The sequence below is a fragment of the Porphyromonas pasteri genome (assembly GCF_014647755.1).
GTDB lineage: Bacteria > Bacteroidota > Bacteroidia > Bacteroidales > Porphyromonadaceae > Porphyromonas > Porphyromonas pasteri.
In genome coordinates this window covers 98,812-122,958 of record NZ_BMPU01000002.1, presented here as the reverse complement: position 1 = coordinate 122,958, position 24,147 = coordinate 98,812, and the positions used below count along the sequence as shown (strand labels likewise).

At 54.3% G+C, this 24,147-nt stretch carries 19 protein-coding genes and 2 tRNA genes; 19 read left to right on the top strand and 2 right to left on the bottom strand.

Annotated elements, in window-relative coordinates; genetic code table 11:
• Positions 1–141: 141 nt before the first annotated feature.
• From IEX77_RS04025 to IEX77_RS03935, 19 genes are all read left to right on the top strand, one after another.
• Entirely contained in the window at positions 142–1,011 is an 870-nt protein-coding gene (locus IEX77_RS04025) for a beta-1,6-N-acetylglucosaminyltransferase (RefSeq protein ID WP_188807833.1), read from the top strand.
• Between the two features lie 11 nt (positions 1,012–1,022).
• On the top strand, positions 1,023–2,009 hold the full coding sequence (locus tag IEX77_RS04020; RefSeq protein ID WP_188807832.1) for a glycosyltransferase family 2 protein: 987 nt from the start codon (positions 1,023–1,025) through the stop codon (positions 2,007–2,009).
• A 14-nt stretch (positions 2,010–2,023) separates the two neighbouring features.
• Positions 2,024–3,301 carry a hypothetical protein gene (locus IEX77_RS04015; protein WP_060935435.1) on the top strand — a complete coding sequence of 426 codons (1,278 nt, stop codon included), beginning with the start codon at positions 2,024–2,026 and terminating at the stop codon, positions 3,299–3,301.
• The gene (locus tag IEX77_RS04010; protein WP_188807831.1) at positions 3,292–4,437 is read left to right on the top strand and encodes a glycosyltransferase family 4 protein; all 1,146 of its coding nucleotides are present in this window, start codon (positions 3,292–3,294) and stop codon (positions 4,435–4,437) included. Before IEX77_RS04015 ends, IEX77_RS04010 begins: the two co-directional genes overlap by 10 nt.
• On the top strand, positions 4,434–5,585 hold the full coding sequence (locus IEX77_RS04005) for a glycosyltransferase family 4 protein (protein ID WP_188807830.1): 1,152 nt from the start codon (positions 4,434–4,436) through the stop codon (positions 5,583–5,585). Before IEX77_RS04010 ends, IEX77_RS04005 begins: the two co-directional genes overlap by 4 nt.
• A gap of 17 nt (positions 5,586–5,602) precedes the next feature.
• Positions 5,603–6,724 carry a glycosyltransferase gene (locus tag IEX77_RS04000; RefSeq protein ID WP_188807829.1) on the top strand — a complete coding sequence of 374 codons (1,122 nt, stop codon included), beginning with the start codon at positions 5,603–5,605 and terminating at the stop codon, positions 6,722–6,724.
• 8 nt (positions 6,725–6,732) lie between these two features.
• A complete protein-coding gene (locus IEX77_RS03995) occupies positions 6,733–7,329 on the top strand; it encodes a sugar transferase (RefSeq protein ID WP_188807828.1) in 597 nt (198 codons plus the stop codon).
• A 19-nt stretch (positions 7,330–7,348) separates the two neighbouring features.
• Positions 7,349–8,224, top strand: coding sequence for a polysaccharide biosynthesis/export family protein (locus tag IEX77_RS03990; protein WP_229770790.1), 876 nt, complete (start codon positions 7,349–7,351; stop codon positions 8,222–8,224).
• 12 nt (positions 8,225–8,236) lie between these two features.
• Positions 8,237–10,627: a GumC family protein gene (locus tag IEX77_RS03985; protein ID WP_188807826.1), complete on the top strand. Its 2,391-nt coding sequence runs from the start codon at positions 8,237–8,239 to the stop codon at positions 10,625–10,627.
• Between the two features lie 121 nt (positions 10,628–10,748).
• Positions 10,749–11,720, top strand: coding sequence for a glycosyltransferase family 2 protein (locus IEX77_RS03980; RefSeq protein WP_188807825.1), 972 nt, complete (start codon positions 10,749–10,751; stop codon positions 11,718–11,720).
• Between the two features lie 16 nt (positions 11,721–11,736).
• Positions 11,737–12,627: a hypothetical protein gene (locus IEX77_RS03975; protein ID WP_188807824.1), complete on the top strand. Its 891-nt coding sequence runs from the start codon at positions 11,737–11,739 to the stop codon at positions 12,625–12,627.
• A gap of 28 nt (positions 12,628–12,655) precedes the next feature.
• Positions 12,656–13,117 carry a S24/S26 family peptidase gene (locus tag IEX77_RS03970; protein ID WP_229770789.1) on the top strand — a complete coding sequence of 154 codons (462 nt, stop codon included), beginning with the start codon at positions 12,656–12,658 and terminating at the stop codon, positions 13,115–13,117.
• A gap of 653 nt (positions 13,118–13,770) precedes the next feature.
• The gene (locus IEX77_RS03965) at positions 13,771–15,360 is read left to right on the top strand and encodes a hypothetical protein (RefSeq protein ID WP_188807822.1); all 1,590 of its coding nucleotides are present in this window, start codon (positions 13,771–13,773) and stop codon (positions 15,358–15,360) included.
• Between the two features lie 56 nt (positions 15,361–15,416).
• The gene (locus IEX77_RS03960; RefSeq protein WP_188807821.1) at positions 15,417–16,976 is read left to right on the top strand and encodes a hypothetical protein; all 1,560 of its coding nucleotides are present in this window, start codon (positions 15,417–15,419) and stop codon (positions 16,974–16,976) included.
• A 302-nt stretch (positions 16,977–17,278) separates the two neighbouring features.
• Positions 17,279–18,685: a DUF6242 domain-containing protein gene (locus tag IEX77_RS03955; RefSeq protein ID WP_188807820.1), complete on the top strand. Its 1,407-nt coding sequence runs from the start codon at positions 17,279–17,281 to the stop codon at positions 18,683–18,685.
• A 328-nt stretch (positions 18,686–19,013) separates the two neighbouring features.
• Complete coding sequence (uppS, locus tag IEX77_RS03950) at positions 19,014–19,769, top strand: undecaprenyl pyrophosphate synthase (RefSeq protein WP_188807819.1); 756 nt, start codon at positions 19,014–19,016, stop codon at positions 19,767–19,769.
• A gap of 41 nt (positions 19,770–19,810) precedes the next feature.
• Positions 19,811–22,531 carry a BamA/OMP85 family outer membrane protein gene (locus IEX77_RS03945; RefSeq protein WP_188807818.1) on the top strand — a complete coding sequence of 907 codons (2,721 nt, stop codon included), beginning with the start codon at positions 19,811–19,813 and terminating at the stop codon, positions 22,529–22,531.
• Positions 22,532–22,606: 75 nt separating this feature from the next.
• Positions 22,607–23,119 carry an OmpH/Skp family outer membrane protein gene (locus tag IEX77_RS03940; RefSeq protein WP_188807817.1) on the top strand — a complete coding sequence of 171 codons (513 nt, stop codon included), beginning with the start codon at positions 22,607–22,609 and terminating at the stop codon, positions 23,117–23,119.
• 41 nt (positions 23,120–23,160) lie between these two features.
• A complete protein-coding gene (locus IEX77_RS03935; protein ID WP_188807816.1) occupies positions 23,161–23,706 on the top strand; it encodes an OmpH/Skp family outer membrane protein in 546 nt (181 codons plus the stop codon).
• Between the two features lie 222 nt (positions 23,707–23,928).
• On the opposite strand, the gene IEX77_RS03930 is transcribed toward IEX77_RS03935, so the two are convergent.
• Together IEX77_RS03930 and IEX77_RS03925 are read right to left on the bottom strand one after the other, a co-directional pair.
• Positions 23,929–24,003: transfer RNA gene (locus IEX77_RS03930), tRNA-Val, on the bottom strand.
• Between the two features lie 46 nt (positions 24,004–24,049).
• Positions 24,050–24,124: transfer RNA gene (locus IEX77_RS03925), tRNA-Val, on the bottom strand.
• Between the last annotated feature and the right edge of the window lie 23 nt (positions 24,125–24,147).

Below are 24,147 nucleotides of genomic sequence, written 5' to 3'. Positions count from 1 at the left end.
TTGTAGGCGGCTGTAAGCTGTATCCCAAGGTCAGCCCCCTAAGTGGCCTCCCTCTTTAGTCTGAGCTATTCATAGTCTCTGCTAAGGGGGAGGCCCCTTGCTTTTAGCTACTACACTATCAATACCTGCCATCATTGCGGTATGAAACATGCTTATCTCATACTGGCTCATAATGAGCCTGAGCTCCTCTCGCTTCTCGTCGAGAGGCTGGATGATGTGCGCAATGATATCTATATCCATTTTGACCGCAAGCTCTCTATCTTACCTGATATTAAGACCCAGCATGCAGGGCTCTACATCCTCAAGGATCGAGTGGATGTGCGCTGGGCTGATGTGAGTATGCTTGAGGCAGAGTACAAGCTCTTCCATGCGGTCGTGGACTCTGGCAGTCAGTACAGCCATCACCATCTTATCTCGGGGGTGGATCTTCCCCTGAAGAATCAAGACTATATCCATAGCTTCTTTGCCCAGCACCAAGGGAAGGAGTTTGTGGGACTACATCAGCGTCCGATGAATAGCCATGCTGATCGGGCGCTACATTATTGGCATCCCTTCACGAGGTCATTCCGTGGTAGTGGGTGCGTCTTTGCAATTAAGCGCATACTTCGCTACCTGGTTATTCAGACTCAGGTCCTCTTAGGTATCCGACGTAATACCACGATACCTTTCCACAAGGGGGGGCAGTGGGTCAGTATCACCCACGAACTTATAGACTACCTCTTGGAGCAAGAGGATCGTGCGTTCACCATCTTTTCTCGTACCTTTGGTGCTGACGAATACTTCGTCCCAACACTTATTTGGGATACTCCCTTTATGGAGCGTCTCTTTGATGCTACCGATGAAAGTCGAGGAGCGATGCGCTACATCGGCTGGAGAGCTGATGGGCAGCTCATTGATTTCACTTCCCAAGATCTCCCTGCACTTCAGCAGACGGAGTATCTCTTTGCTCGCAAATTTAATTCGCGTGATAAGGCATTTCTCCAAGAGATTTTAGCCCTATCTACTCCCTGAACCGAAGGCTGATGAGCCCGCTAGTCTCCATTATTATCCCAGTATATCGTGCAGTCGAGACGCTCCCTGCATGTTTAGCTCAGCTGAAGGCTCAGACCTATCGGCCACTACAGCTCGTCTTTATTGATGACTGCAGTCCTGATGATGGTCTTGCATACCTTGAGAGCGAGCGCTCCAGCTTAGAGGCTTCGGGTATTGAGGTGACGATCCTGCATCATGAGGTTAACCGTGGGGTCGCTGTAGCTCGTAATACAGGGCTTGATGCTGCTCGAGGTGAATACATCTATTCGGTTGATGCTGATGACCTTCTGCAGCCAACAGCCATTGCAGCCTTAGTCCAAGTAGCAGAAGAGTCTCGGGCTGATGTCGTTGGGTGCGAGTACCTACTACAGGAGGGGATGAGTCAGCGACCTATTACTCAACCCGATGTGAAGACAGGTGGAGAGGCTTTTGCTCAGATATGTTATGGGCGAATGAAGTGGAATCTTTGGCTCTTCCTCCTTCGTCGTAGCCTGATAGAGCAGGCACCTGCACTACGCTTCCTTCCTGGTGAGAATATGGGGGAGGACCTGATGCTTATGGGAAAGTTGCTCCAGCGTGCAGGTCGAGTGGCTATTGTCCACCAACCTTTCTATACCTATGTTCGCTCAGATAACCAAATTACTAGTACCTATCGGCCTGAGCACTGGCAGCAAGTGCAGACTAATGTCTTGGAGCTTGAGCGCTATCTAACGCTACAAGCCTCCAAGGAGTCGTTGGAGCTTCTCCACTATCTGAAGCTCAATCTCAAGCTTCCCCTTTTGCTCTCACATAACGCTCGCGACTATGAGCGCTGGACTCGTATGTATCCTGAGAGCAATGAGTATATCCTCAAGAACCAGCATCTCCCACTGCGTACGAAGCTATTGCAGTGGATGGCCTCACGAGGGCAGTTCTGGTTTGTGAGGCTCTACGATAAGCTCGTCATGCAGTGGCTCTATAAGGCTCTTTATCGCTAAGAATAGTAGTGCATATGTGGAAGCTTATTCAGATCCTGACCATAGCCGTTCTTGTGAACGGCTCCTACTATTCATTTAACTTTGCGTTCTGGGCTTCTGGTCCTAACACGAAGATGATCCTAGCGCTCTTCGGGGTGCTCTGGTTTCTCTATGATTCGTGGCGTGGTGGTAAAGGCATATCTATCCCTCGTGTACTCCTTGGTGGAGCCATCTTCTCGATTCTGTATTCGCTGGTCAACCTAATCGCAGTAGAAATAAATAATACGGATGACTATAGCTACGCCAACTATATCACCACCTTCTTGGTGTGGGTGTTCTCGGTCTACCCTGCGATACGGTGCATACGTATTGTCCATGGAGAGGTCACGGTCTCTCGTATTACATACTACTTGGTTGGAGTGACTGTTTTTCAGTGTATCACGGGATTGCTTAATGATAACTTTCCTGCAGCACAGAATTTCACTGATTCCATCGTCTTTTGGGCGGGTGATTTTTACGAGAGCATTGACCGAATGCGTTGCTTTAGTGCGGCTCTTGACCCAGCAGGGGTGCGCTTCTCACTCGTCTTGATTCTTATCTCAGCAGTCGTATGCACTGATACAGAGGTACAGAAGAGTCGGAGGATTGTATTTTTATTCCTCCTATCCTATTTTCTCATCTCAGCAATCGGAAATATGGTAGCTCGTACCACCTCTACAGGCATGGCTATGGGGCTTGTCCTGTTGCTCTTCAGGAGTAATGCGATTGGATTTAGGATTCGCAAGGAGATGGTACAGACGATGGCAACTTTTAGCTTGCTGCTAGTCTTCTTCTCTGTTGCTGGGATTCTCCTCTACAATACCAGTGAATACTTCCGAGGACAACTGATGTTTGCCTTTGAAGGGTTCTTCAACTACTTCAATAAGGGGGAGTTCACGACGGGGTCTACGGAGGTTCTTCAGACCATGTGGCGCTGGCCAGAAGATGATAAGACCTGGATCATTGGGTCTGGATGGTATGGGGGGTTCGTCTACAGTACCGACATTGGCTATTGCCGATTAATTCTCTACTCAGGACTTATAGGCTTTGTGACGTTTGCCTCGAGCTTTGTCTACTATGCCTACTACTTCGCTCGCAAGTATCCTCGTTACTTCTGGTTGTTTCTTTTCTATTTGGCGATGACTTTTATTGTCTGGCTGAAGGTGTCGACGGATATCTTGATGATTTATGTCTTCTTCTTCTGGTTCACAGCCGAAGAGAGTGATCATATTAATGGAATATTCCCCGAAGCAACAGCTGAGCTATGCGAATAGTCTATTGTATCCCAGCTACCTCCAACTCTGGGGGGATGGAGCGTGTCCTGACTCGCAAGGTAAATTATCTGGCGGGACAGGGGCATGAGCTCATTATCGTCACCACGGACCAAAAGGGGGGTAAGCCATTTTTTTCGCTTGAAGCTTCAGTCAAGCAATATGACCTCGGCATTAATTATGACGAGAATAATGGTCAAGGAATCTTAGCTAAGCTGACGGCTTATCCCAAGAAGAAGCGTCTGCACCGTCAGCGTTTGAGTGAGCTCTTAGAGCGGCTCCGAGCAGATATCGTCATCTCTATGTTTGGAGATGATGCGACGCTTCTTCCCCAGATGAAGGATGGGAGTCGTAAGGTCCTAGAGTACCACTTCTCGAAACTGAAGCGCCTACAGTATGGTCGCACCGGACTATGGCATCTCATCGATATCCTTCGCACAAAGCTTGACGAGCGCACTGTGAAACCCTATGACCGCTTCGTTGTCCTCACTGAAGAAGATGCTGGCTACTGGGGGCCACTGCCCAATATTCGGGTAATTCCGAACCCTCTGCCCTTCGTGTCTGAGGAGACTTCGCCCTGTACCTCACACAAGGTTATTGCTGTTGGGCGCTATGATTTCCAAAAGAACTTTGCTAAACTGCTTGACCTCTGGGAACGTATTGCTCCTGCATATCCTGACTGGACGCTTGAAATCTATGGGGATGGAGCTCTGAGACCTGAGCTTGAGCAGCAGGTGACTCGTCTTGAACTTTCCTCGTCTGTGACGCTGGCGAAGCCCACTCATCAGATGAAGGAGGTATATCAAAGTGCGTCGATCTATGCGATGACCTCACGCTATGAGGGGCTCCCTATGGTCCTTATTGAAGCGCAGCATATGGGGCTTCCGATTGTGTCGTTTGCCTGCCCTTGCGGGCCAAATGATGTGCTTCACCCAGGCGAAGATGGCTATCTCATCTCTCAGGGGGATGATGAAGGTTTCCTCACCGCCCTCCGCCAGCTGATGGATTCGGAGGCTGAGCGCGTCCGAATGGGAGCTAATGCTCGTAAGGCATCTGCTCGCTATGAAGTAGATGCTGTGATGGGGCAGTGGCTGGACCTCTTCTCATCACTTGTCCCCAATAAATCCTCTGCGGTATGAAGCAGATCGTCATCTCCGCAGTCAATCTCCGCAAGGGGGGGACATTGACGATCCTTCGTCAGTGCCTCGCTTTCCTGTCCGAATGGGCTCCTGGGCACGACTATCATGTCACGGCTTTGGTACACAAGCAGGAGCTCGCAGACTACCCCAACATCCAGTACATTGAGTTGCCCTGGGCAATCGATGGGTGGGGGAAGCGCCTCTGGTGTGAGTACGTGACTATGAGGAAAATATCTCGAGAGCTGGGCCCAATAGATCTGTGGCTTTCCCTACATGATACGACCCCACGGGTGCAAGCTCATCGTCAGGCTGTCTACTGTCAGACCTCTTTCCCATTCCTGCACTGGAGATTGCGAGACTTTCGCTTTGATAAGAAGATCCCACTCTTTGCGATGTTCACTCGCTTTGCTTACCGCATTGGGATCCGTCGCAATCGCTATTTGATCGTTCAGCAGCAGTGGTTACGAGAGGGGTTTAGTAAGATGTTTGGGCTTCCAGAAGACCGCTTCATTGTAGCGCCCCCTCAGCGAGAGCAATTGCCTCCCAGAGAGTCTACGATTCAGTCGGAGGGGCATCGGTTCACATTCCTCTTTGCTGCGACAGCTGATGCCCATAAGAACTTTGAGCTACTCACCGAGGCTACTCGCATCTTGGAGCAGCGTGTCGGAGTAGAGGTTTTCCGTACGGTCCTTACTATTGACGGTACGGAGAATAAGTATGCACAGTGGCTTCACTCTACTTGGGGCAATGTAAGGAGCCTCGATTTTGCAGGCTTTATGTCCCGTGATAAGCTCCAAGAGACTTATGCTGGGACAGACTGCTTAGTCTTCCCCTCGCGGATTGAGACATGGGGGCTCCCCATCTCTGAATTCCTTCCCTATAATCGCCCGATGCTCTTGTCGGATCTCCCATTTGCTCACGAGACAGCAGCTGGTGCTGGTGCTGTGGGATTCTTTGATCCGAGCTCTGCCGTAGTCTTGGCTGATGCTATGGAGCGAGTTCTTCGAGGAGATCATACTCAGCTAAAGCCTGTCCCACAGCGCCCCTTGCAGGCTCCTAGTGCACGCTCGTGGTCCGAGCTCTTTGAGCTTCTACTATCGGACGCTGGAGCTACACAGCCAAATAGCTTTACCCAGCCTACTCCTTAGGCACAAGATATTGTAAGATGAAAGTTCTACAACTTGGTAAGTTCTACCCCATCAAAGGAGGTGTGGAGAAGGTTATGGAGATCTTCACCCAGGGCCTTGCTGAGCGAGGCTTTGCCTCAGACATGCTCTGTGCCTCGCATGATGGAGAGACGACGGATATCGTCTTCTCTGAGGAGTCTCGGATCTTCCGAACTAAGAGCCTGACGAAGTTTGCTGCGACGATGATCTCCCCTGAGATGATCTTCCGCCTTCGCCGTATCTGCTCAGAGTATGATATCATCCATGTACACCATCCTGACCCGATGGCTACGCTCGCTCTCTTCTTTTCTGGGTACCGAGGCAAGGTGGTCTTACATTGGCATAGTGATATCCTCAAGCAGAAGTTCCTCCTTCGCTTCTTCTCTCCCTTGCAGAGCTGGCTGATTCGTCGTGCGGATCTGATCTTGGGGACGACGCCCGTGTATGTAGAGGAGTCCCCCTTCCTGCGTAAGGCTCAGGATAAGACGTCCTTCCTTCCGATCGGTGTAGATCCTTATCCATGGCTCTCGGATGAGATTAAGACCATACGTGATCAATATCCCGGGAAGAAGATCGTCTTCAATATGGGGCGTCTCGTCCCCTACAAGGGATATCACCACCTGATCGAGGCGATGACCCATCTCAGTGATGACTATGTCCTGATCATCGGAGGGGATGGCCCTCTGCGAGCAGAGCTTTTAGAGCTGACTGAGAAGCTCGGCTTAGAGAAGAGAGTGGAGTTCTTAGGCTTCATCTCAGATAAGCTCAAGCCTGCTTACTTCGGGGCTTGCGATGTCTTCTGCCTTAGCTCTACGATCAAGACAGAGGCCTATGCTATCGTCTTGGTCGAGGCTATGTCCCTCTCCCGTCCCGTGGTGGCTACGAAGATTCCAGAGTCTGGTGTTTCTTGGGTCAACGAAGATGGTGTCTCTGGTATCAATGTCCCCGTCGAAGATGCAGCCGCACTGGCCGAGGCTGTCCACAAGATCTGTGATGATCCCGAGCTTTGGAAGACATACAGCAAGGGGGCACGCAATCGCTTCTACGATGTCTTTACTAAAGATGAGATGATCAACAGCCTGATCAACATCTATACTGAACTACTGAATCCTTCAAAATAGATCGAGTAATGAATACTTTCGAACGCGTCATCAAGCGAGCCTTCGACTTTACCTTGGCCTTGGTTTCGCTGATTTTCTTCTCTCCCCTGATCGCTCTGATCGCCCTGCTTATCAAGTGGGAAGACTCTAAGGGGAATGTCATCTACCGCCAGGAGCGTATCGGCTATAAGGGTAAGCCTTTTACGCTGTATAAGTTCCGCTCCATGCGTATGGATGCTGAAGCTGGGAATCGCCCCCAGCTCTTCACTGATGGAGATAGCCGTCTGACGAAGGTCGGTGCCTTCATCCGTGCTCACCACCTCGATGAATTCCCTCAGCTTTGGAATGTCATCAAGGGGGAGATGTCATTCGTCGGACCTCGCCCTGAGCGCCAGTTCTTCATCGACCAGATTATGGAGCGTAACCCTGATTACGTTCGCCTCTATACGGTACGTCCAGGGCTCTTCTCCTACGCTACCCTTTACAATGGGTACACTGACACCATTGAGAAGATGCTGGAGCGCCTGCGTCTTGACCTCAAGTATCTGGATAACTATTCGCTCTTTACGGACGTTAAGATTATCTTCCTTACAGCCTTTTCTATTATATTTGGTAAGAAATTCTGAGTAATATACCCCTATGATAATGATCAAGAGACTCTCTCATGCCTGGACACTTGCCCTCGGTGTCCTCTCGCTCTGTGCGCTCTCCTCTTGTGATTCGGCCAAGAAGACGAATTACCTGCAGGATATTGAGATCGCCAAGGCCTATGGTGTCAAGCATGACACTGGCATCGTTGTGCAGAAGGGCGATAAGCTCCGTATCCTCGTGACGAGCATACGTAACCCTGAGCTGACGGTCCCCTTCAATACCCGTCAGGTGGCTCAGGCTGTTGCCCCTACCACCGTTGTTGGTGGTGTCTCCCTGAATACGGCGAATGTAGCTCCCGCTGATACCAGCTCCTCTTATTTGGTCGATGCTCAGGGGAATATTCAGTTCCCTATCATTGGTGATGTCCCCGTCCTGGGGCTGAGCCTTGAGCAAGTAAGCGAAGTGATTCGTACGAAGCTCACGGCAGGTCGCTACCTGACGGATGCTCACGTCATCACGAAGTTTGCCAACCTCCGCGTCTATCTCCTTGGTGCTTTTGAAGGCTTGGGGCATGGCGGTGGTAGTGGTGCTGTCACGGACCGTGGTTCCTTCCACTTAGACAATGCTCAGACGAATATCCTTGAGCTTATCGCTACTGTCGGGGGGCTCTCTGAGCAGGCTGATTTTAGTAAGATCAACGTCATTCGTCGAGTGGGTAATGAATATGTCTATTACCGCTTGGACATGCTCTCGAAGAATATCTTTGAGTCACCCGCCTTCTACCTCCAGCAGAATGATATTATCTATGCCGAGTATCGCTATCGTAAGCGTGATACCGAGCAGAAGGTCCTCACCACCCTCGGGTATGTGACGACAGCTCTCTCGACGGCTCTTTCTGCTGCCGCCCTTATTGCCCTCTTCAAGCGTTAGTCCATAAGTCCTATGTCTACACAAACGAATCGGCCGAATCAGACCGGTGAAAAGACTGCGGAGGTCAATCTGCTTGATATTTTCTTCTACCTCCTCCGCTTCTGGTGGCTCTACCTCCTGAGCATCGGGGTGGTGCTTGCTGTGGCACTCTATCGTAATGCCAAGCAGCCCTACGTCTACGAGTCTTCGGTCAAGATCTTCATCAAGGACGCTTCCCAGCGTGCGATGATGGATGCTGATGTCCTCCGCTATACGCGTAGTACGCGACTCAACATGGACAATGAGCGTATGCAACTCGTCTCTCGTCGTGTCATGGAGCGTACGGTCAAGATGGCCAATGCTAACGTCTTGTACAACGTGAAGAGCGGGCTACGCACCATTGAGCTTTACACGGATGCTCCATTCTCGATGAAGTTTCTTGATACGCTGGAGCGTGGTAGCTCTTTTGATGTAGCTTTCCAAGATGCATCTCATGTGCGTGTCACTCCAGCGAGTACGGGGAAGAGCCAGGTTATCGCTCTGAATGTGCCCGTTCAGCTGGGTGAAGAGCGCTTCATTATTGAGCCTCGTCAGAACTTCAATGCCCCATGGGAGCATAAGCACATTGAGGTTACTCGTATGCCCTTCACTCAGACGGTACGCTACTATCAGCATGCTATCATGGTCGCAGAGCCTGAGAACCGTGCCTCTACTTTAGCAATCCGTCTTCAAGACCGCACGAAGAAGCGTGCTCTCGACATCCTTCTTGCTCAGGTCTCGGCCTACAACCAGGAGGAGCTGGATATGCGTAACCAGGTGTCTAAGAATACAGCAGACTTCGTCAACGAGCGTCTAGCTGCTCTCGGCAAGGAGCTTGGGCTTGTCGAGGGGGATATGGAGCGCTTCCTTATGAACAACCGCACCCTCGACTTCGAGGGCAAGGTTGGCGTCTACAATTCTCGCTCACTCGAGAGCGAGGCCGAAGCACTGCAGATCGAGACCCAGCTGAAGCTTATCTCCTATATGCTCTCTGAGTTCTCCAACTCGCACCGCAAGAACGGTTACCTCCCGCTGAATGTCGGGGTGCCCGATCAGGCGCTGGATGGCTATATCGCTCAGTACAACCAGCTCAAGTCGCAGCGTGATAAGCTTGTCGAAGGTGCTGGTGGCAGCACGGAGAACCCTGTCATCACCGAGTACGACAACGCACTCTCTCAGCTGCGTAAGAATGCTATCGAGAGCCTCAACCAGCAGGCCGCTGTACTGCGTATGCGCCTCAAGGACGCTCAGGGGCAGCAGTCGAGTCTCCTCTCTAAGCTTCCCGAGGTATCTAACCAGGGTCGCGAAAAGGCTGATATCGATCGTCGTCTGGAGATCCGCCAGCGCCTCTATACCGAGCTGCTGAACAAGCGTGAGGAGTATGCTCTCCGTCAGGCTATGACGCAGGATAGTGCCTACGTGCTTGATATGGACGATGCCCCCTCGAAGCCCGTCAGCCCCAACACGCTGCGTGTTGTCCTCATTGCGATCCTCATAGGTCTTGTCCTTCCCTCGGTCTACCTCATCATCCGTCTGCTGGCTGACAATAAGGTGCGCTCGCGTAAGGACGTCATGGACCGCGTCTCGATCCCCTTCCTTGGCGATATACCCAGAGAAGAGAAGCGTGGTGGCAAGAAGTCCCAGCCTCGTGGTGTGCGCGAGCAGGGTAGCGACGAAACCTCCGAGGCCTTCCGTGTCCTGCGTGAGAACATGCGCTTCATGATTGGGACTGGAGGTAAGGTTGCAAAGAAGGTCATCTTCACCTCCTTCGGGGAGTCGGCTGGTAAGTCATACGTCTCATACAACCTCGCTCAGACGCTCACCTTCGCTGGTCACAGCGTCGTCCTTGTCGACCTTGACCTTCGTAAGGGTACGCTCTCGCGTCGTATCGGTCTGGCTGGTATGGGGGCTACCGAGTATCTCTCTAACCCCGATGTACGCCTTGATCAGATCCTCCGCAAGGATCCCAATGCGCCGAAGCTTCAGATTATCACCTCGGGTGCGGTACCTCCTAACCCCGCTGAGCTTCTCCTCGGAGAGCGTCTTGATGAGCTGGCTGCGAAGCTCTCTGAGCAGTTTGACTTCGTCCTCTTCGACAACGTGCCCTTCGGTAGCGTAGCTGACGCAGCTATCGCAAATCGTATCGCCGACCTGACGATCTTCGTCCTGCGTGCTGGCCGTCTCGACCGTCGTGCTCTGCCCGAGCTGCAGCACCTCTATGATGAGAACATCCTGACGAATATGTCGATCGTCCTCAACGGTGCTACTGAGAGTGGTCACGGCTACGGCTATGGTTACGGCTATGGCTATGGCTACGGTTATGGCTACGGCTACGGCAACAAGAAGAAGAAAAAGGGTCTTCTGCGCCGCTTAGGCCTCCGCTAATCTCCATAAGAGCCCACCCCATCCCTAATGACGCGGGTGGGCTCTCCCATACACTCCTTGCTGCTCTGTATCGAGTAGCCGAAGGGCAGGCCTTAGGGCACCCCTTCACCTATCTTATTCAATGAGTCTACCTACGCCGCTTCTCTCGGTCATAGTCCCCGTTTACAACGTAGCGCCCTACCTCGAGCAGTGCCTCGACTCGATCCTCAGCCAGTCCTACTCGGCACTGGAGGTGATCGTCGTCGATGACGGCTCTACCGATGGTAGTGGGGCGATCTGTGATACCTATGCCGAGCGTGATGCTCGTATTCGCCTCATTCATCAGGTGAATGCGGGGCTCTCCGCAGCACGCAACGCTGCTATGGACGTGATGCGTGGGGACTTCTTCGTCTGCGTGGACTCTGACGACTGGTTGCCCGAGGATGCCCTGGAGCAGCCGATGAACGTCCTGTCGGCGAACCCGCTCATTGACATCCTCGAGCTCGGCTATACCGAGATCAACTGCCGCACGGGCGCTGAGCGCCTGGTGCTGGCTGCTGGGAGGGAGCTCTCTTCACAGGAAGCCCTCCAAAGCCTCGCAGCCCTCTCCGGTGTCACGGGGATGGCTTGGGGGAAGATCTTCCGCACCGCTACGATGGGGGCACTGCGCTTCCCTGTGGGGCGCCCCTACGAAGATACCCCCTTTATCTTCGAGGCACTTACGCGTGCTACACGCTACCGCTACCTCTCTTGGCTCGGCTACTGCTACCGCGTGGCCCGAGTGGGGAGCATCACCGAGGTCTATGACAAGCGCCTTGTCTACCTCTTTGAGAATCTCCTGGACCTCGAGGCTCCCATTGGGGCGACCTCGCCCGAGGCCCTGCCGCTCCTGCATGAGACGCTCTATCGTCGCCTCTTGATCTTCTCTCTGTGGGCTATGCGCCACGAGAAGGAGGCTCCTGGACTTCTTGCAGCCCTTCGCCCCTACACCCGCCGCCTTCGGGGCCTTCGTTACCCTGCGGCACCCCTTGGAGAGCGCTTCCGCCGTACGCTCTTCCTCACCGCTCCTCGACTCTTCCTCGCTATGAAGCGCTATACTCCTGCTCATAGCTAATAAATTCTACATCACTATGGACGAACAACTCATCTATCGCATCGCTGAAGAGTATATCCTGCTCTATACCCCATCGGCCGAGGCTACCCGTGAACTGCTCCCCAACTACGAGCCCTTCCTGGTGCCCGAGCTTCCCGATGGCTGTGAACCACTCTTTACCTTCCGTGGGGGCGAGAGCCTCTCGTCAGACCAGCCCAAGACCCTCCTCGAAGATAAGCTCTCTGAGGGCGTACGTGCCCGTGTGTACAAGCTCGTCGATGGCCAACGCCGTCTCGAGATCGCTACGCGCCAAGGCTGCCACGCTATCGAGGTCGATCGTGACTGGAAGGAGGTGCGCTCAGATGTTTTGCTCGATGACCCCTCGGCATTCTTCTTCATCAACCGCCTGATCATGATCGCCTACGGTGTGGCTATCGCACCCAAGCACATGCTCAAGGTCCACGCTTCGGTCACTGAGCTGAATGGGCGTGCCCTGATCTTCCTCGGTGTCAGCGGTACGGGTAAGAGCACGCATAGCCGTCTGTGGCGTCAGTTCGTCCCTGGTGCGCGTCTCCTCAATGACGACGAGCCCATCGTGCGTATCATGGACGACGGCGAAGTGCGCGTCTACGGTTGCCCTTGGAGTGGAAGCACACCTTGCTACCGCAATGCTTCGGCGCGAGTCGTTGCCTTCGTCCATCTCTATCAGAGTCCCGAGAACAAGCTCACGAAGCTCCGTGGCCGTGATAGCTTTGACTCGATCTACTCCTCCTCGGCCTTCCTCCACTCGGATAAGGTCCGCCATCTGGCTACCTTCGATACCGTCGCCGACGTGCTGGAGCGCGTACCCGTGTACCGCCTTGACTGCCGTCCTGACGAAGCGGCAGTACGTCTGACCGAAGCCCTCCTCGCTCAATCTGCCTCTTAGTATGGGGCACTCTCCCCAAACGACATCCATGCGCCGCGAGCTACTGATACGCAACGAGCTCTTCTTCGCCGAGATCCTTAGCCGTATCGCTGAGGGCAAGCGCCCTCGTCTGCTGCCTCGTGGCTCGAGTATGCGCCCCTTCATCCGTGGGGGGCAAGACCAGATCGTCCTCTCACCTCTCACCGAAGACTCCTATCAGGTGGGGCGTGTCGTCCTGGCGCGCATCGCCCGCGGCTATCTGGTACACCGCATCGTGCGTATCGATGGAGGCGTCTTCACCTTGCGAGGCGATGGTAATCCCTACCAGCGTGAGCAGTGTACCCGTGAGGAGATCTTGGCCGAAGTGACGGCTGTCCACCGTGGCAAGCGGGTCATCGAAGTCGGGGATAATCTCTGGTGGCGCTATGAGCACCTCTGGCCCGAGAACGATACGCTCCGCCGCATAGCGCTCGCTCTCTATCGCCGTACGCTCCTTCGCTGGGGGTGGTGATACGATCGCAGTCGGCCACTGACTGCCCCCCCGATAGGCTCCTATTACACGAGAGGGCCCGTAGATGATTAGGTCTACGGGCCCTCTTTATGTCTTCATCCTTAGTGCCTTTGCGCAATGGTCCCATATATAGGTATATGGGTGCGTAGTTAGATCTATATAGGATAGCAAAGAAAGCTATATAGCTTTGGACTGATTCTTATATAGCTTTGTGAAGTGACCTATATTGGGTTGTTGCTCCGTGTATGGATAAAAGTTGCGGACGAGTGGCAGATAAGTTTGGGCTACGTACGTGGCTCTAATATCTACGTACGTGGATATTTAGATTGACGTACCTGGTCTTTAAGACTACGTGCATAGATAGAGAAAAACCACTACTCGTTTCGTATGCATACCACTACTCGTTTGTACCCGATACCCCTATTGGTCTGACGCCGAACGACTATTGCTCCACTCCCTCGATAAGTATGCTTTGTATGCCTTCGGATGAATGAGGGTCAAGCAGCTGGATCCTATTGCCTTGAATGGCTTGGCTGACCGTATTGTTTGGTGGAGAAAATCACTACCTTTGAGGATGAAGTCGTTGCCCTTCCAAACGCAAGGCTTCACACCACGCAGCACAGACTACGCTAACTCCTAAAACACCGTTCTGTATGATGACCTGTCATACTCCTCGTTGGTATCGCTTGCCGCTCCTTGGCCTCCTTATACTCCTTGCTGCGCTACCTCTTACGGCACAGCATAAGCGTCGGGCTGCTGCTCTCCCTACTCACCCTGATACGGTCTATCTGCTGGACCACTATCAAGAGAGCCGGCACTGGATGCGCGATCCCGATAAGATCAGCCGAGCTAAGGCTAAGCGTAATTATAAGGAGATGATTAACGCTGGGTGGGAGTTCCTCGCTCCAGCCTGGCGCGGGGTGCAGGACTCTGCGAGTTATCCCGCCTTCCGCTACTACTATGCTTCGATGGCTGATGAACTACGGTCGCCTGCCAACAAGTCCCGCCTTCTTGCCTTCTATGTGAAGGAGGAGCCTGTGGAGCGCTCGCAAGAATGGCTTCGTGGGGTGAAGTTTACCCCGATGAATCGCCTTGATAAGCTGGTGAACTATAAGGAGGGAGATCTCAGTCGTCTGCCGAAGCAAATCTACATTGTGCGGGTGACGGGTGAGTCCATTCATCTGTATTCGGTCTTCGACACGAGGCTCAACGTAGAAAGTCCCTTTGAATCGATTGAGGGGTGCTTCTGCGTGTATCTATCTACTCAGATCAACCCCGAAGCATTGCATCCCGTGGACTTCTCTACGGCATTTATTGCCCCAGGTGCGGAGAATGGCCCATCAGTGGCGGCGTGTGAAGAGGCTTTTGCCGAGAGCCGTCGTTTGAAGGCTCATAAGCTTACTGTGGACTGGCTTACCTACTATGTATGTCATGAAGACGGGGGCTATCATACGGAGGATAGGTGCGATCCTGCGTACGTCCCATCTCCTCCCTCCGATGAAAAACTCGCTGCCAATCGTAAGCGTAAGGGTATTACATCCCTCTCCGATACGATCTATCTCCTCGATCACTACCAAGAGAGCCAGCAGTGGCGCCGCATGTCTCTGGGTGAGCTCCGTGATCAGGCTGGCAAGCGTCGTGCGAAGAGGATGATTAACGCTGGGTGGGAGTTCCTTGCTCCCGCTTGGCACGGGGTACAGGACTCTGCGGCCTATCCCGCTTTTCGCTACTACTATGCCTCGCTTCGCTCGTCTGCTGAGCCACGTCTCCTTGCCTTCTACGTGAAGGAGGGACCCGTAGAGCGTTCGCAAGAGTGGCTTCGTGAAGTGAAGTTTACCTCAATGAGTCACCTCGATAGGCTGATGCATGACTACGCCTATGACCTTAGGTGTCTACCTAAGCAGATCTATATCGTGCGGGTGACGAGCGAGGGCATTCGGGTCTATCCTGTGTTCCACACACGCTATAGTGATTCGAATGACTGGGGTACTTATTACAGTGCTATTCATGATGCCATCAACCCAGAGGCTCTGCATCCCGTGTTCTTGAATCTCCGCGACTATATCCCTTGTGTGGAGGGTGTGCCTGTACCTGCGTCTGTAGGGGAGGAGGCCTTGGAGCAAAGTCGTCGCTTGAAGAGGTTGGGCCTGGATTTGCCGTGGATTACCTACCGCACGCGCAAAGACGGTGGGCGCTATCTGGCAGGCACCGATTTCAAGACACCGACAGAGAAAAAGGAGTAGACCAGTAGGCTATCCCCCCGCCTTAGTAAAGCTAAGTCCTATAAAAAACTCTAACCATGGTACATATTCTCAATCAAAAGGGAGCATTACTATGTGCCCTTCTGATCCTTCTTACGGCGCTACCTCTCACCGCGCAGCGTAAGCGTCGGGCTACCGCCCCTCTTCCCGCTCTCCCTGATACGGTCTATCTGCTGGACCACCATCAAGAGAGCCGGCACTGGATGCGCGATCTTGATGAGATCAAGCACGCTATTAAGGTGAAGCGTAAGGCTAAGGAGATGATTAACGCTGGGTGGGAGTTCCTCGCTCCCGCTTGGCGCGGAGTGCAGGACTCTGCGAGCTATCCCGCCTTCCGCTACTACTATGCCTCGTTTCATGACGAACTTTATTCGCATGCCATACCGCGTCTCCTTGCCTTCTATGTGAAGGAGGAACCTGTGGATCGCTCGAAAGAATGGCTTCGCGGGGTGAAGTTTACCCCGATGAATCGCCTTGATCGGCTGGTGGACTACGAGAAGAGTGATGTCAGTCGCTTGCCTAAGCAAATCTATATTGTGCGGGTGACGGGGGACTCTGTTCGGCTGTATTCGGTATTCCACACGGGATGTAGTCGAGGTGGCTCGGACTACTGTGTGCTGAGTATAGGTGGTGCTCCAATTAATCCCGAATCCTTGCAGGTCGTGGGCTTCTCGGATAGATTTGCTGCCCCAGGTACGGAGGGCGCCTCCTCGGTGGCCGCGTGCGAAGAAGCCTTCGGCCAGTGCCGTCGCTTGAGGACGCATAATCTTACTGTGCCCTGGCTTAGCTACTATATATGCTATGAAGATGGGGAATATCAGACAGAGGATAAGTGTGATCCTGCATACGTCTCGTCGCCTCCCTCTGATGAAGAATTTGCTGCGAATCGTAAGCGCAAGGGCATTACCTCTCTCCCCGATACGATCTATCTCCTCGACCACTACCAAGAGAGTCGCCATTGGAGTCGCAAATCCTTAGATGATCTCTTTGAGGAGCCGCGCAAGCGTGGTCCGAAGGAGATGATTAATGCCGGGTGGGAGTTCCTCGCTCCGGCTTGGCGTGGGGTACAGGACTCTGCAGCCTATCCTGCTTTCCGCTACTACTATGCTTCATTTTATGACGTACTTTATTCGTATGGCAATGCTAATCCGCGTCTCCTTGCCTTCTATGTGAAGGAGGAGCCCGTAGAGCGTTCGCAAGAGTGGCTTCGTGGAGTGAAGTTTACCTCGATGAAGCGCTTGGATAAGCTGGTGGGTGACTACACTTATGACCTCAGGTGTCTACCCAAGCAGATCTATATCGTGCGGGTGACGAGCGAGGGCATTCGGGTCTATCCAGTGTTCCACACACGCTACTGTCAGTTAAATGTCTTTGGCCTCTATTACACGGCTCCTTCTGATGCCATCAACCCCGAGGCCCTGCACCCCGTGCTCTTGAATACTCGTGGCTATATCCCTTGTGCGGAGGATGTGCCTTCGGCCGTGAGTGAGGAGGCCTTGGAGCAGAGTCGCCGCTTGAAGAAGTTGGGCCTACATCTGGAGTGGCTTTCCTACCGTACGAGCAAAGAAGGTGGGCGCTATGCAGTAGAATCCGATTGAGGAGGGACGATGGAGATAAAGGAGTAGGGTACTACTCTGTGCCTTGCTCCGCTGATGGGATCAGCTACTGAATCCCTATCATCGGAGCACGTAGTATGTGCTTCGCTAAAGGCTTGTAGCCCCTGCTGGGGCCGTGGCTTAGACGCAAGTCCGTGCGCTGGATACCTGCGCGCACGAGACTTGCGTTATTCTTTATACCTTTGCGACTTAGAGTTATAGTGCGGAGTAGGCTTTAGTGTAAGGTGCTCCGCATAGCTCTGATGATCCGAGCAAGTATCTTTCGCTCCATATATATAGAAGCAATGAGACGTATCACTACCCTTGTCCCCGCAGCTCTGGGCCTTCTGGCACTCACGCTCGGCGCGACAAGCTGTAAGAGCAAGCAGGTAGAGCTGGAGGACTTCCAGATCTACGACAACCAGATCACGGCCTTCGCCCTCTCGACCGATGAGGCTACGCTCAAGGAGGCTGTGTCTGCTATCCCCTTCGTCATCCGCAATACGGCTACTGGGGCGATCTACAATACTCAGGCGCTCCCCTATAGCAGTGCCGACTACAATGTGCACCTGCGTCTGGCGAAGGCTGCCACCAATGCGACCGTAGAGGTCATCCTCGCTGACGGCACGACCGTAGCGTGGAAGGATGCTACGCAGACCTTCAAGAGCAGCGACCTTCTGAAGGGTATCCAGCTGCGTATCACGACGGCTGGTAGTGGCAGCTCGACGAACACCTATACCTATAAGGTGACCTTCAAGCGCTATCAGCAGGATCCCCATGCTTTCGCTTGGTCAGAGGCCTCCGTGACGGGACTTCCCGCCTTCAGCTCCACCTTCTCACAGGTCGAGCTCTCGGGCAATAGCGGTGCGCTCTACTACGTCAAGGCTGACGGGACGAACGCGGTGAGCAGCTTCACTACTCCTACGGGGGCTTGGACGACCTCCAGCCTCACGGGCCTCGGCTCGGGTGAGCGTCTCAGTTCGCTCCTCACCTATGGTGGCAAGCTCTACGCTACGACGAGCGGCTCGCGCCTCTATGAGGCTTCGGCACTCGGTACGGCCTTCACGGCGAAGACCTTCCCCACGACGGCTACGCCTCAGACGCTCCTCGGCGGGCTCTCTGTCGATGGTAAGCCTACCCTCGCTCTCGTAGGGAAGACTGCGGCAGGTGCGACGACCTTCCTTGGCTACAACATATCTGCGGGTACGATCTCCACGATCGGAGAGACGCCCAGCACGTCCTTCCCTACGGCTGGCAGTACGCTGAGCTATGAGCTCACCGGTAGCAGCTATGACGGCGCTGCCCTCTATGTGTCGGGTGGCCGCACGGCTGACGGCAAGGCAAGCCCTAACCTCTGGGCGACGACCAACGGTACCGCTTGGCTCATCGTCGGTGGTAAGACCCAGGCTGGTGTCAGTGCTGTCTCACAGAGCCAGGCCTATGTCGAGTCGCAGAAGCGTATCTATCGCTTTGTCTCGACGGCATCGACGCTGGAGCTCTACATCTCGGATGACCGCGGTGCTACGTGGCAGGAGGCTCGTACGGTAGCCTTCTCGGGGCTGACCCGCACGGACTTCGCTGGTTATCCCCTCGTCGCCTTCCCTTCATCGGATGGCGAGACGGTCTACCTCCTGCGTGGGGCTAAGACCGCTGGAGAGTCTGCAAAGCTCTTCGTCGGGAAGTTCGGTGGTCTGAAGACCGTCACCGAATAGTCCCATCTCGGCTTACGCCTCCTCTCGGTAGCCTCACGGCATACCCTGCTGTGCACCATAAGTGTAGGGGATAGCGTTAGAGCTTAGACTCCTCATATCGCTGGGTGCCATGGGATGCCCTAAGGGGGCTTCGTGGCAAGGTGGCTTCTTCCGCTGGTGCTCGTCTCAAGGGGCGGTGATAGCTACCGCTACAAGGCTTCAGCTGGCCCCCGCAGCCTCTCGCCACAGTGACAGTACGGCTGTGACTAAAAGATATAGCTATATTTGTATCAGGTTAGGGGTATACCCTCTGGCCTAATAAGACGATAAGAACAACGTGTCAACGACAATGTCCCCCCAGTCATCCGCGCCCACCACGGAGCTCCGTATCCCAGAGCACGTGGCTATCATCATGGATGGGAACGGCCGCTGGGCCAAGCAGCGTGGACTGCCCCGTACCGACGGGCACATCCGTGGTCAGGACGCTCTGAGAGCGACCCTGCGCGCTGCGGCAGAGTTCGGTATCCGCTATCTGACGGTCTATGCCTTCAGCACGGAGAACTGGTCCCGCCCGAAGGAGGAGGTCGATGCCCTGATGAGCCTGCTCGTCTCGGCTATCCACTCCGAGACCCCCAGCCTCATTGAGGAGGGCGTCCGTCTGGAGGCCATTGGCAATCTCAGTCGTCTACCCGAGGCAGCTCAGCAGGCCCTCCGTGAGAGTATCCAGGCGACGGCTGCCTGTGAGCGTATCACGCTCATCGTGGCCCTCAGCTATTCCTCGCGCGACGAGATCCTGCGTGCCACTACCCAGATAGCCCGTGAGGTCGCCGAAGGTCGCCTCTCGGCAGACAGCCTTACCGAGGAGACCATCTCAGCTCACCTTGACACGGCTGCCTTCCCTGATCCCGACCTCCTGATCCGTACGGGGGGCGAGGAGCGTATCAGCAACTACCTGCTCTGGCAGGCTGCCTATGCTGAGCTCTTCTTCTCCTCGGTCTACTGGCCCGACTTCGACCGTGAGGCCCTGCGTGAAGCCCTCGAGGCTTACACGGCACGTGAGCGCCGCTTTGGCAAGACAAGCGAACAAATACAACTGGAGGATTAGCCTTCGCTAAGGCCACTCCAGCACGACGATAATAAGATCCTATGCAGAGAATCCCCGCACTCCTACTCCTTGCCGCACTCCTATCGGCAGGTGCAGTGGAAGCCGCACCCCATACCGCCCCTCAGCTGGCCGCTGACACGACGAAGACCACTTCGTCGATCGTCATCGCGCCCTCCATCAGCTATGAGCGCCCCGTGACGAAGACCATCGCTGAGGTCAAGATCACGGGCTCGACGAGCTATGATGACTTTGTCTTGAGTAGCCTCTCCGGCCTCAACGTGGGGGATGAGATCCAGATCCCAGGGGCCGCACTGACCTCTGCGGTGAACCGCTTCCTCCAGTCGGGTTACTTCTCCAATGTCCGTGTCCTCATCAATAAGTACGAGGGGGATAAGGTCTTCCTGGAGATCGCCCTGACTGAGCGTCCACGTCTCTCTGAGGCTACCTTCACGGGTGTCTCTAAGGGGGATCGTGAGGAGCTAGAGAAGCGCACGGGCCTGAAGAAGGGGGCACTCATCTCGCCCAATACCCTCGACCGTGCCCGCCAGCTCGTCAAGAAGTACTACGATGAGAAGGGCTTCCGCGAGATGAAGATGACGATCAAGGAAACAGAGGCTCCTGGCCAGCCTGGCTATGTGAACCTCACCCTTGACATCGACCGTAGCGGTAAGACGAAGGTGCGTAACATCTACTTCGAGGGAAATAGCTCCCTCACGGACTACCAGCTGCGTATGGCGATGGGGAAGACGAACGAAGGCTTCGCACTCTCGCGTGGCCGTGGTCTGTCTTCGCTGCTGAAGATCTTCAAGCAAAAGAAGTTCGTCGACGCAGACTACAAGGAGGACTTGCAGAACCTCATCAAGCGCTACCAGGCTGCGGGCTACCGTGACGCCGAGCTGGTGAGCGATAGCATCGTACCCGTCCCTGGTACCCGCAAGGTAGACATCTACCTCAAGGTCAACGAAGGGCAGAAGTACTATATCAAGGATATCCGCTTCGTCGGTAACACGAAGTACCCCTCCGAGCTGCTCTCGCAGCTTCTGGCTATCCGCCCGGGGGACGTCTACGACCAGAAGCGCCTCGAGAACCGTCTCTCCGTAGATGAGGATGCTGTCAGCAACCTCTACTATAATAATGGCTATATCTTCGCTGGCGTCGATCCCGTGGAGACCAACATCGTGGGTGACTCCGTGTCCCTCGAAGTGCGAGTCACCGAAGGGCCTCAGGCGACTATCGATAAGGTGAAGATCCGCGGTAATGACATCGTCTATGAAGATGTCGTGCGCCGTGAGCTCTACACGAAGCCAGGTGTACTCTTCAGTAAGGAGGACCTTATGAACTCCTTCCGTATCCTCAATCAGCTCGGTCACTTCGACGCGGAGAAGTCTGTGCCTAAGCCCGTGCCCAATCCTCAGAGCGGTACGGTGGACATCGAGTACGATCTCACGCCTAAGAGCAATGACCAGCTGAACCTCTCTATCGGTTGGAGCCAGACGGGTATCATCGGGTCGATCGGCTTTACCTTTACGAACTTCTCGATCCAGAACCTCTTCCGCCCCAGCATGTACAAGGGGATCATCCCTCAGGGGGACGGTCAGAAGCTCTCGATCAATGGTCAGACGAATGCCCGCTACTACAATCAGATCAGCGTCTCCTTCAGTGACCCTTGGTTTGGTGGCAAGCGCCCGAACCTCCTCTCGGTAAGTGCCTTCTACTCGCGTATGACGGCTATCGACCAGCGCTACTATTCGGGTCAGGCTCGCAACTACTACGGCTCGGGCTACTACAACCCCTATTATAGTGGCTACGGCTACGGTGGCTATGGCAACTACTACGATCAGACGCGTCAGGCTCAGAGCTCGCTCTACGAAGACTCCTACGACTCGGATAAGTCGCTCAGCATCCTCGGTCTGACCATCGCAAATGGTCGCCGTCTGAACTGGCCCGACAACTGGTTCCAGCTCACCGCTTCGCTGAACTTCACCCACTACCGACTCAATAACTGGACGTACAACACCTTCCAGAACTACCACCAGGGCTCGGCTAATGACCTCAATCTGGAGCTCCGTATCGACCGCAACTCCGTGGACAACCCCGTCTACACGCGTCGTGGCTCAGACTTCTCCTTCTCGGTCAGCTTCACGCCTCCCTACTCGCTCTTCGATAAGAAGGATTACTCCGATCCGTCTCTTCCCCTCTCGGATAGATACCGCTTCCTGGAGTATCACAAGTGGAAGTACTCTGGTAAGGTCTTCCTGCCGCTCATGAACCCCACGACTGTCAAGCGTACTCCCGTCTTGATGGCACGTATCGAGGGCGGTATCATCAATAGCTACAACAAGTACAAGCGCTCGCCCTTCGGTACCTACTATATGGGTGGTGATATGATGTCTGGCTCTATGGGCAACTATATGAACGAGACCATCGGGCTGCGCGGGTATAAGAACGGCTCCATCGCTGGGGCTAACTACGACTACGCCTACTCGTATATGAAGGCTTCGCTCGAGCTCCGCTATCCGCTGATCTTCGAGCAGTCGACTACCGTTTGGGTCCTCGGCTTTGCTGAGGCAGGGAATGCTTGGTCGGATATCAGCCGCTACAATCCCTTCGACCTCAAGCGCTCGGCTGGTGTCGGTGTGCGCGTCATGATGCCTATGATCGGGCTCCTCGGGCTTGACTGGGGCTATGGCTTCGACCGACCCAATGGCTACAACGAGCGTGGCGGTAGCAACATCCACTTTGTCCTCGGGCGTGACCTGTAGTGACTAAGTCAAGGCCTCAGTGCGTAGCGCCTACGCGCCGAGGTGATGTCTCACACTAAATCCTAAGATTGCAGTATGAAGAAGATTCTTTTCCTCCTGGCTCTGCTCCTCCTTCCTCTTGGAGCTGTCCAGGCCCAGAAGATCGCACTCGTCGATATGGAGTACATCCTCAAGAAAGACCCCTCGTATGCGGTGATGAACCGCCAGATCGAAGACCTGTCGAAGAAGTGGCAGGCTGAGGTCACTAGCTACGAGAAGAAAGCCGAGCAGGCCTACCAGTCTTATCAGAGCGAGGCTGCTCTGCTCTCTGCCCAGCAGAAGAAGCAGCGCGAAGAGTCTATCGTGGCGCTCGAGAAGCAGGCCTATGAGCTCAAGCGTAAGTACTTCGGTCCCGAAGGGGAGCTCTTCAAGAAGCGTGAGTCGCTGATGAAGCCCATTCAGGATCGCGTATGGGCCGCTATGAAGGAGCTCGCTCGTCGCGGTGGCCTCCAGCTTATCATCGACCGCTCCTCCTCTAAGATCGTATACGCTGACCCAGGTCTGGATATCAGCGAAGCCGTCGTCTCGACCCTCGGTCTTGACCGATAGTAATAGTCAAATCAACTAATTAAACGTAATAACCCAAGACAATGAAGAAGTTCCTCATTTCCCTCCTCCTGATGCTCCCTCTGGCATTCTCTGCTAACGCTCAGCAGAAGATCGGGGTCGTCAACACCTCCGCCATCATGGAAGCCCTGCCCGATGTCAAGGCTGCTACCACGAAGATCCAGGATCTCGCTAAGCAGTACGACTCCGAGATCAAGCGTATGCAGGATGAGCTGAAGGTGAAGCTCGAAGCTTATCAGAAGGAAGAAGCCTCTATGACCGACGTCATTAAGAAGCGCCGCCAGCAGGAGCTCCAGGAGATGGAGTCTCGCACGCAGAATAGCTATCAGATGATGCAGGAAGAGATCCAGAAGGAGCAGGAAAAGCTCATGGCTCCTATCCGCACGAAGGTCACCACGGCTATCAACAAGGTTTGTGAAGCCAACGGCTGCGCTTACATCTTCGAGTCAGGCGCCCTCCTGGCTATGGGGAGCAGCGCTCTCGACCTGACGCAGGCTGTCAAGGATGCGCTTGGCATCAAGGCTACGGCTGCAGCTGCTGCCGCTCCTAAGGCTACCGGCCGCAAGTAATCAGCGTCATCGCTGAGCGCTCCGGCACTTCGGCGATAGACAAGTAATAAGCCCCAGGCACTCGCGATGATGAGTGCCTGGGGCTTGCTCTTTGTAGGGGTGGGGGGAGAAGGCGTGTAGTGCAGGAGTGCGCCCTCATGTGGGGATAAAAAGTGAGCGACGATCGCCTCTCGGTGATCGCCGCTCTTGCAGATTGATTCACATCATTGGATGTTCCTTAGGTGGGCCCAATAGGATTCGAACCTATGACCCCCTGCTTGTAAGGCAGGTGCTCTAAACCAGCTGAGCTATAGGCCCTAAGTGCTGTGCTTTGAGACGTGCTCCTTCCCGATCCCCGGCGGTGTGGGCCCAATAGGATTCGAACCTATGACCCCCTGCTTGTAAGGCAGGTGCTCTAAACCAGCTGAGCTATAGGCCCGCTTGGGGTTTAGGAGGACGAAG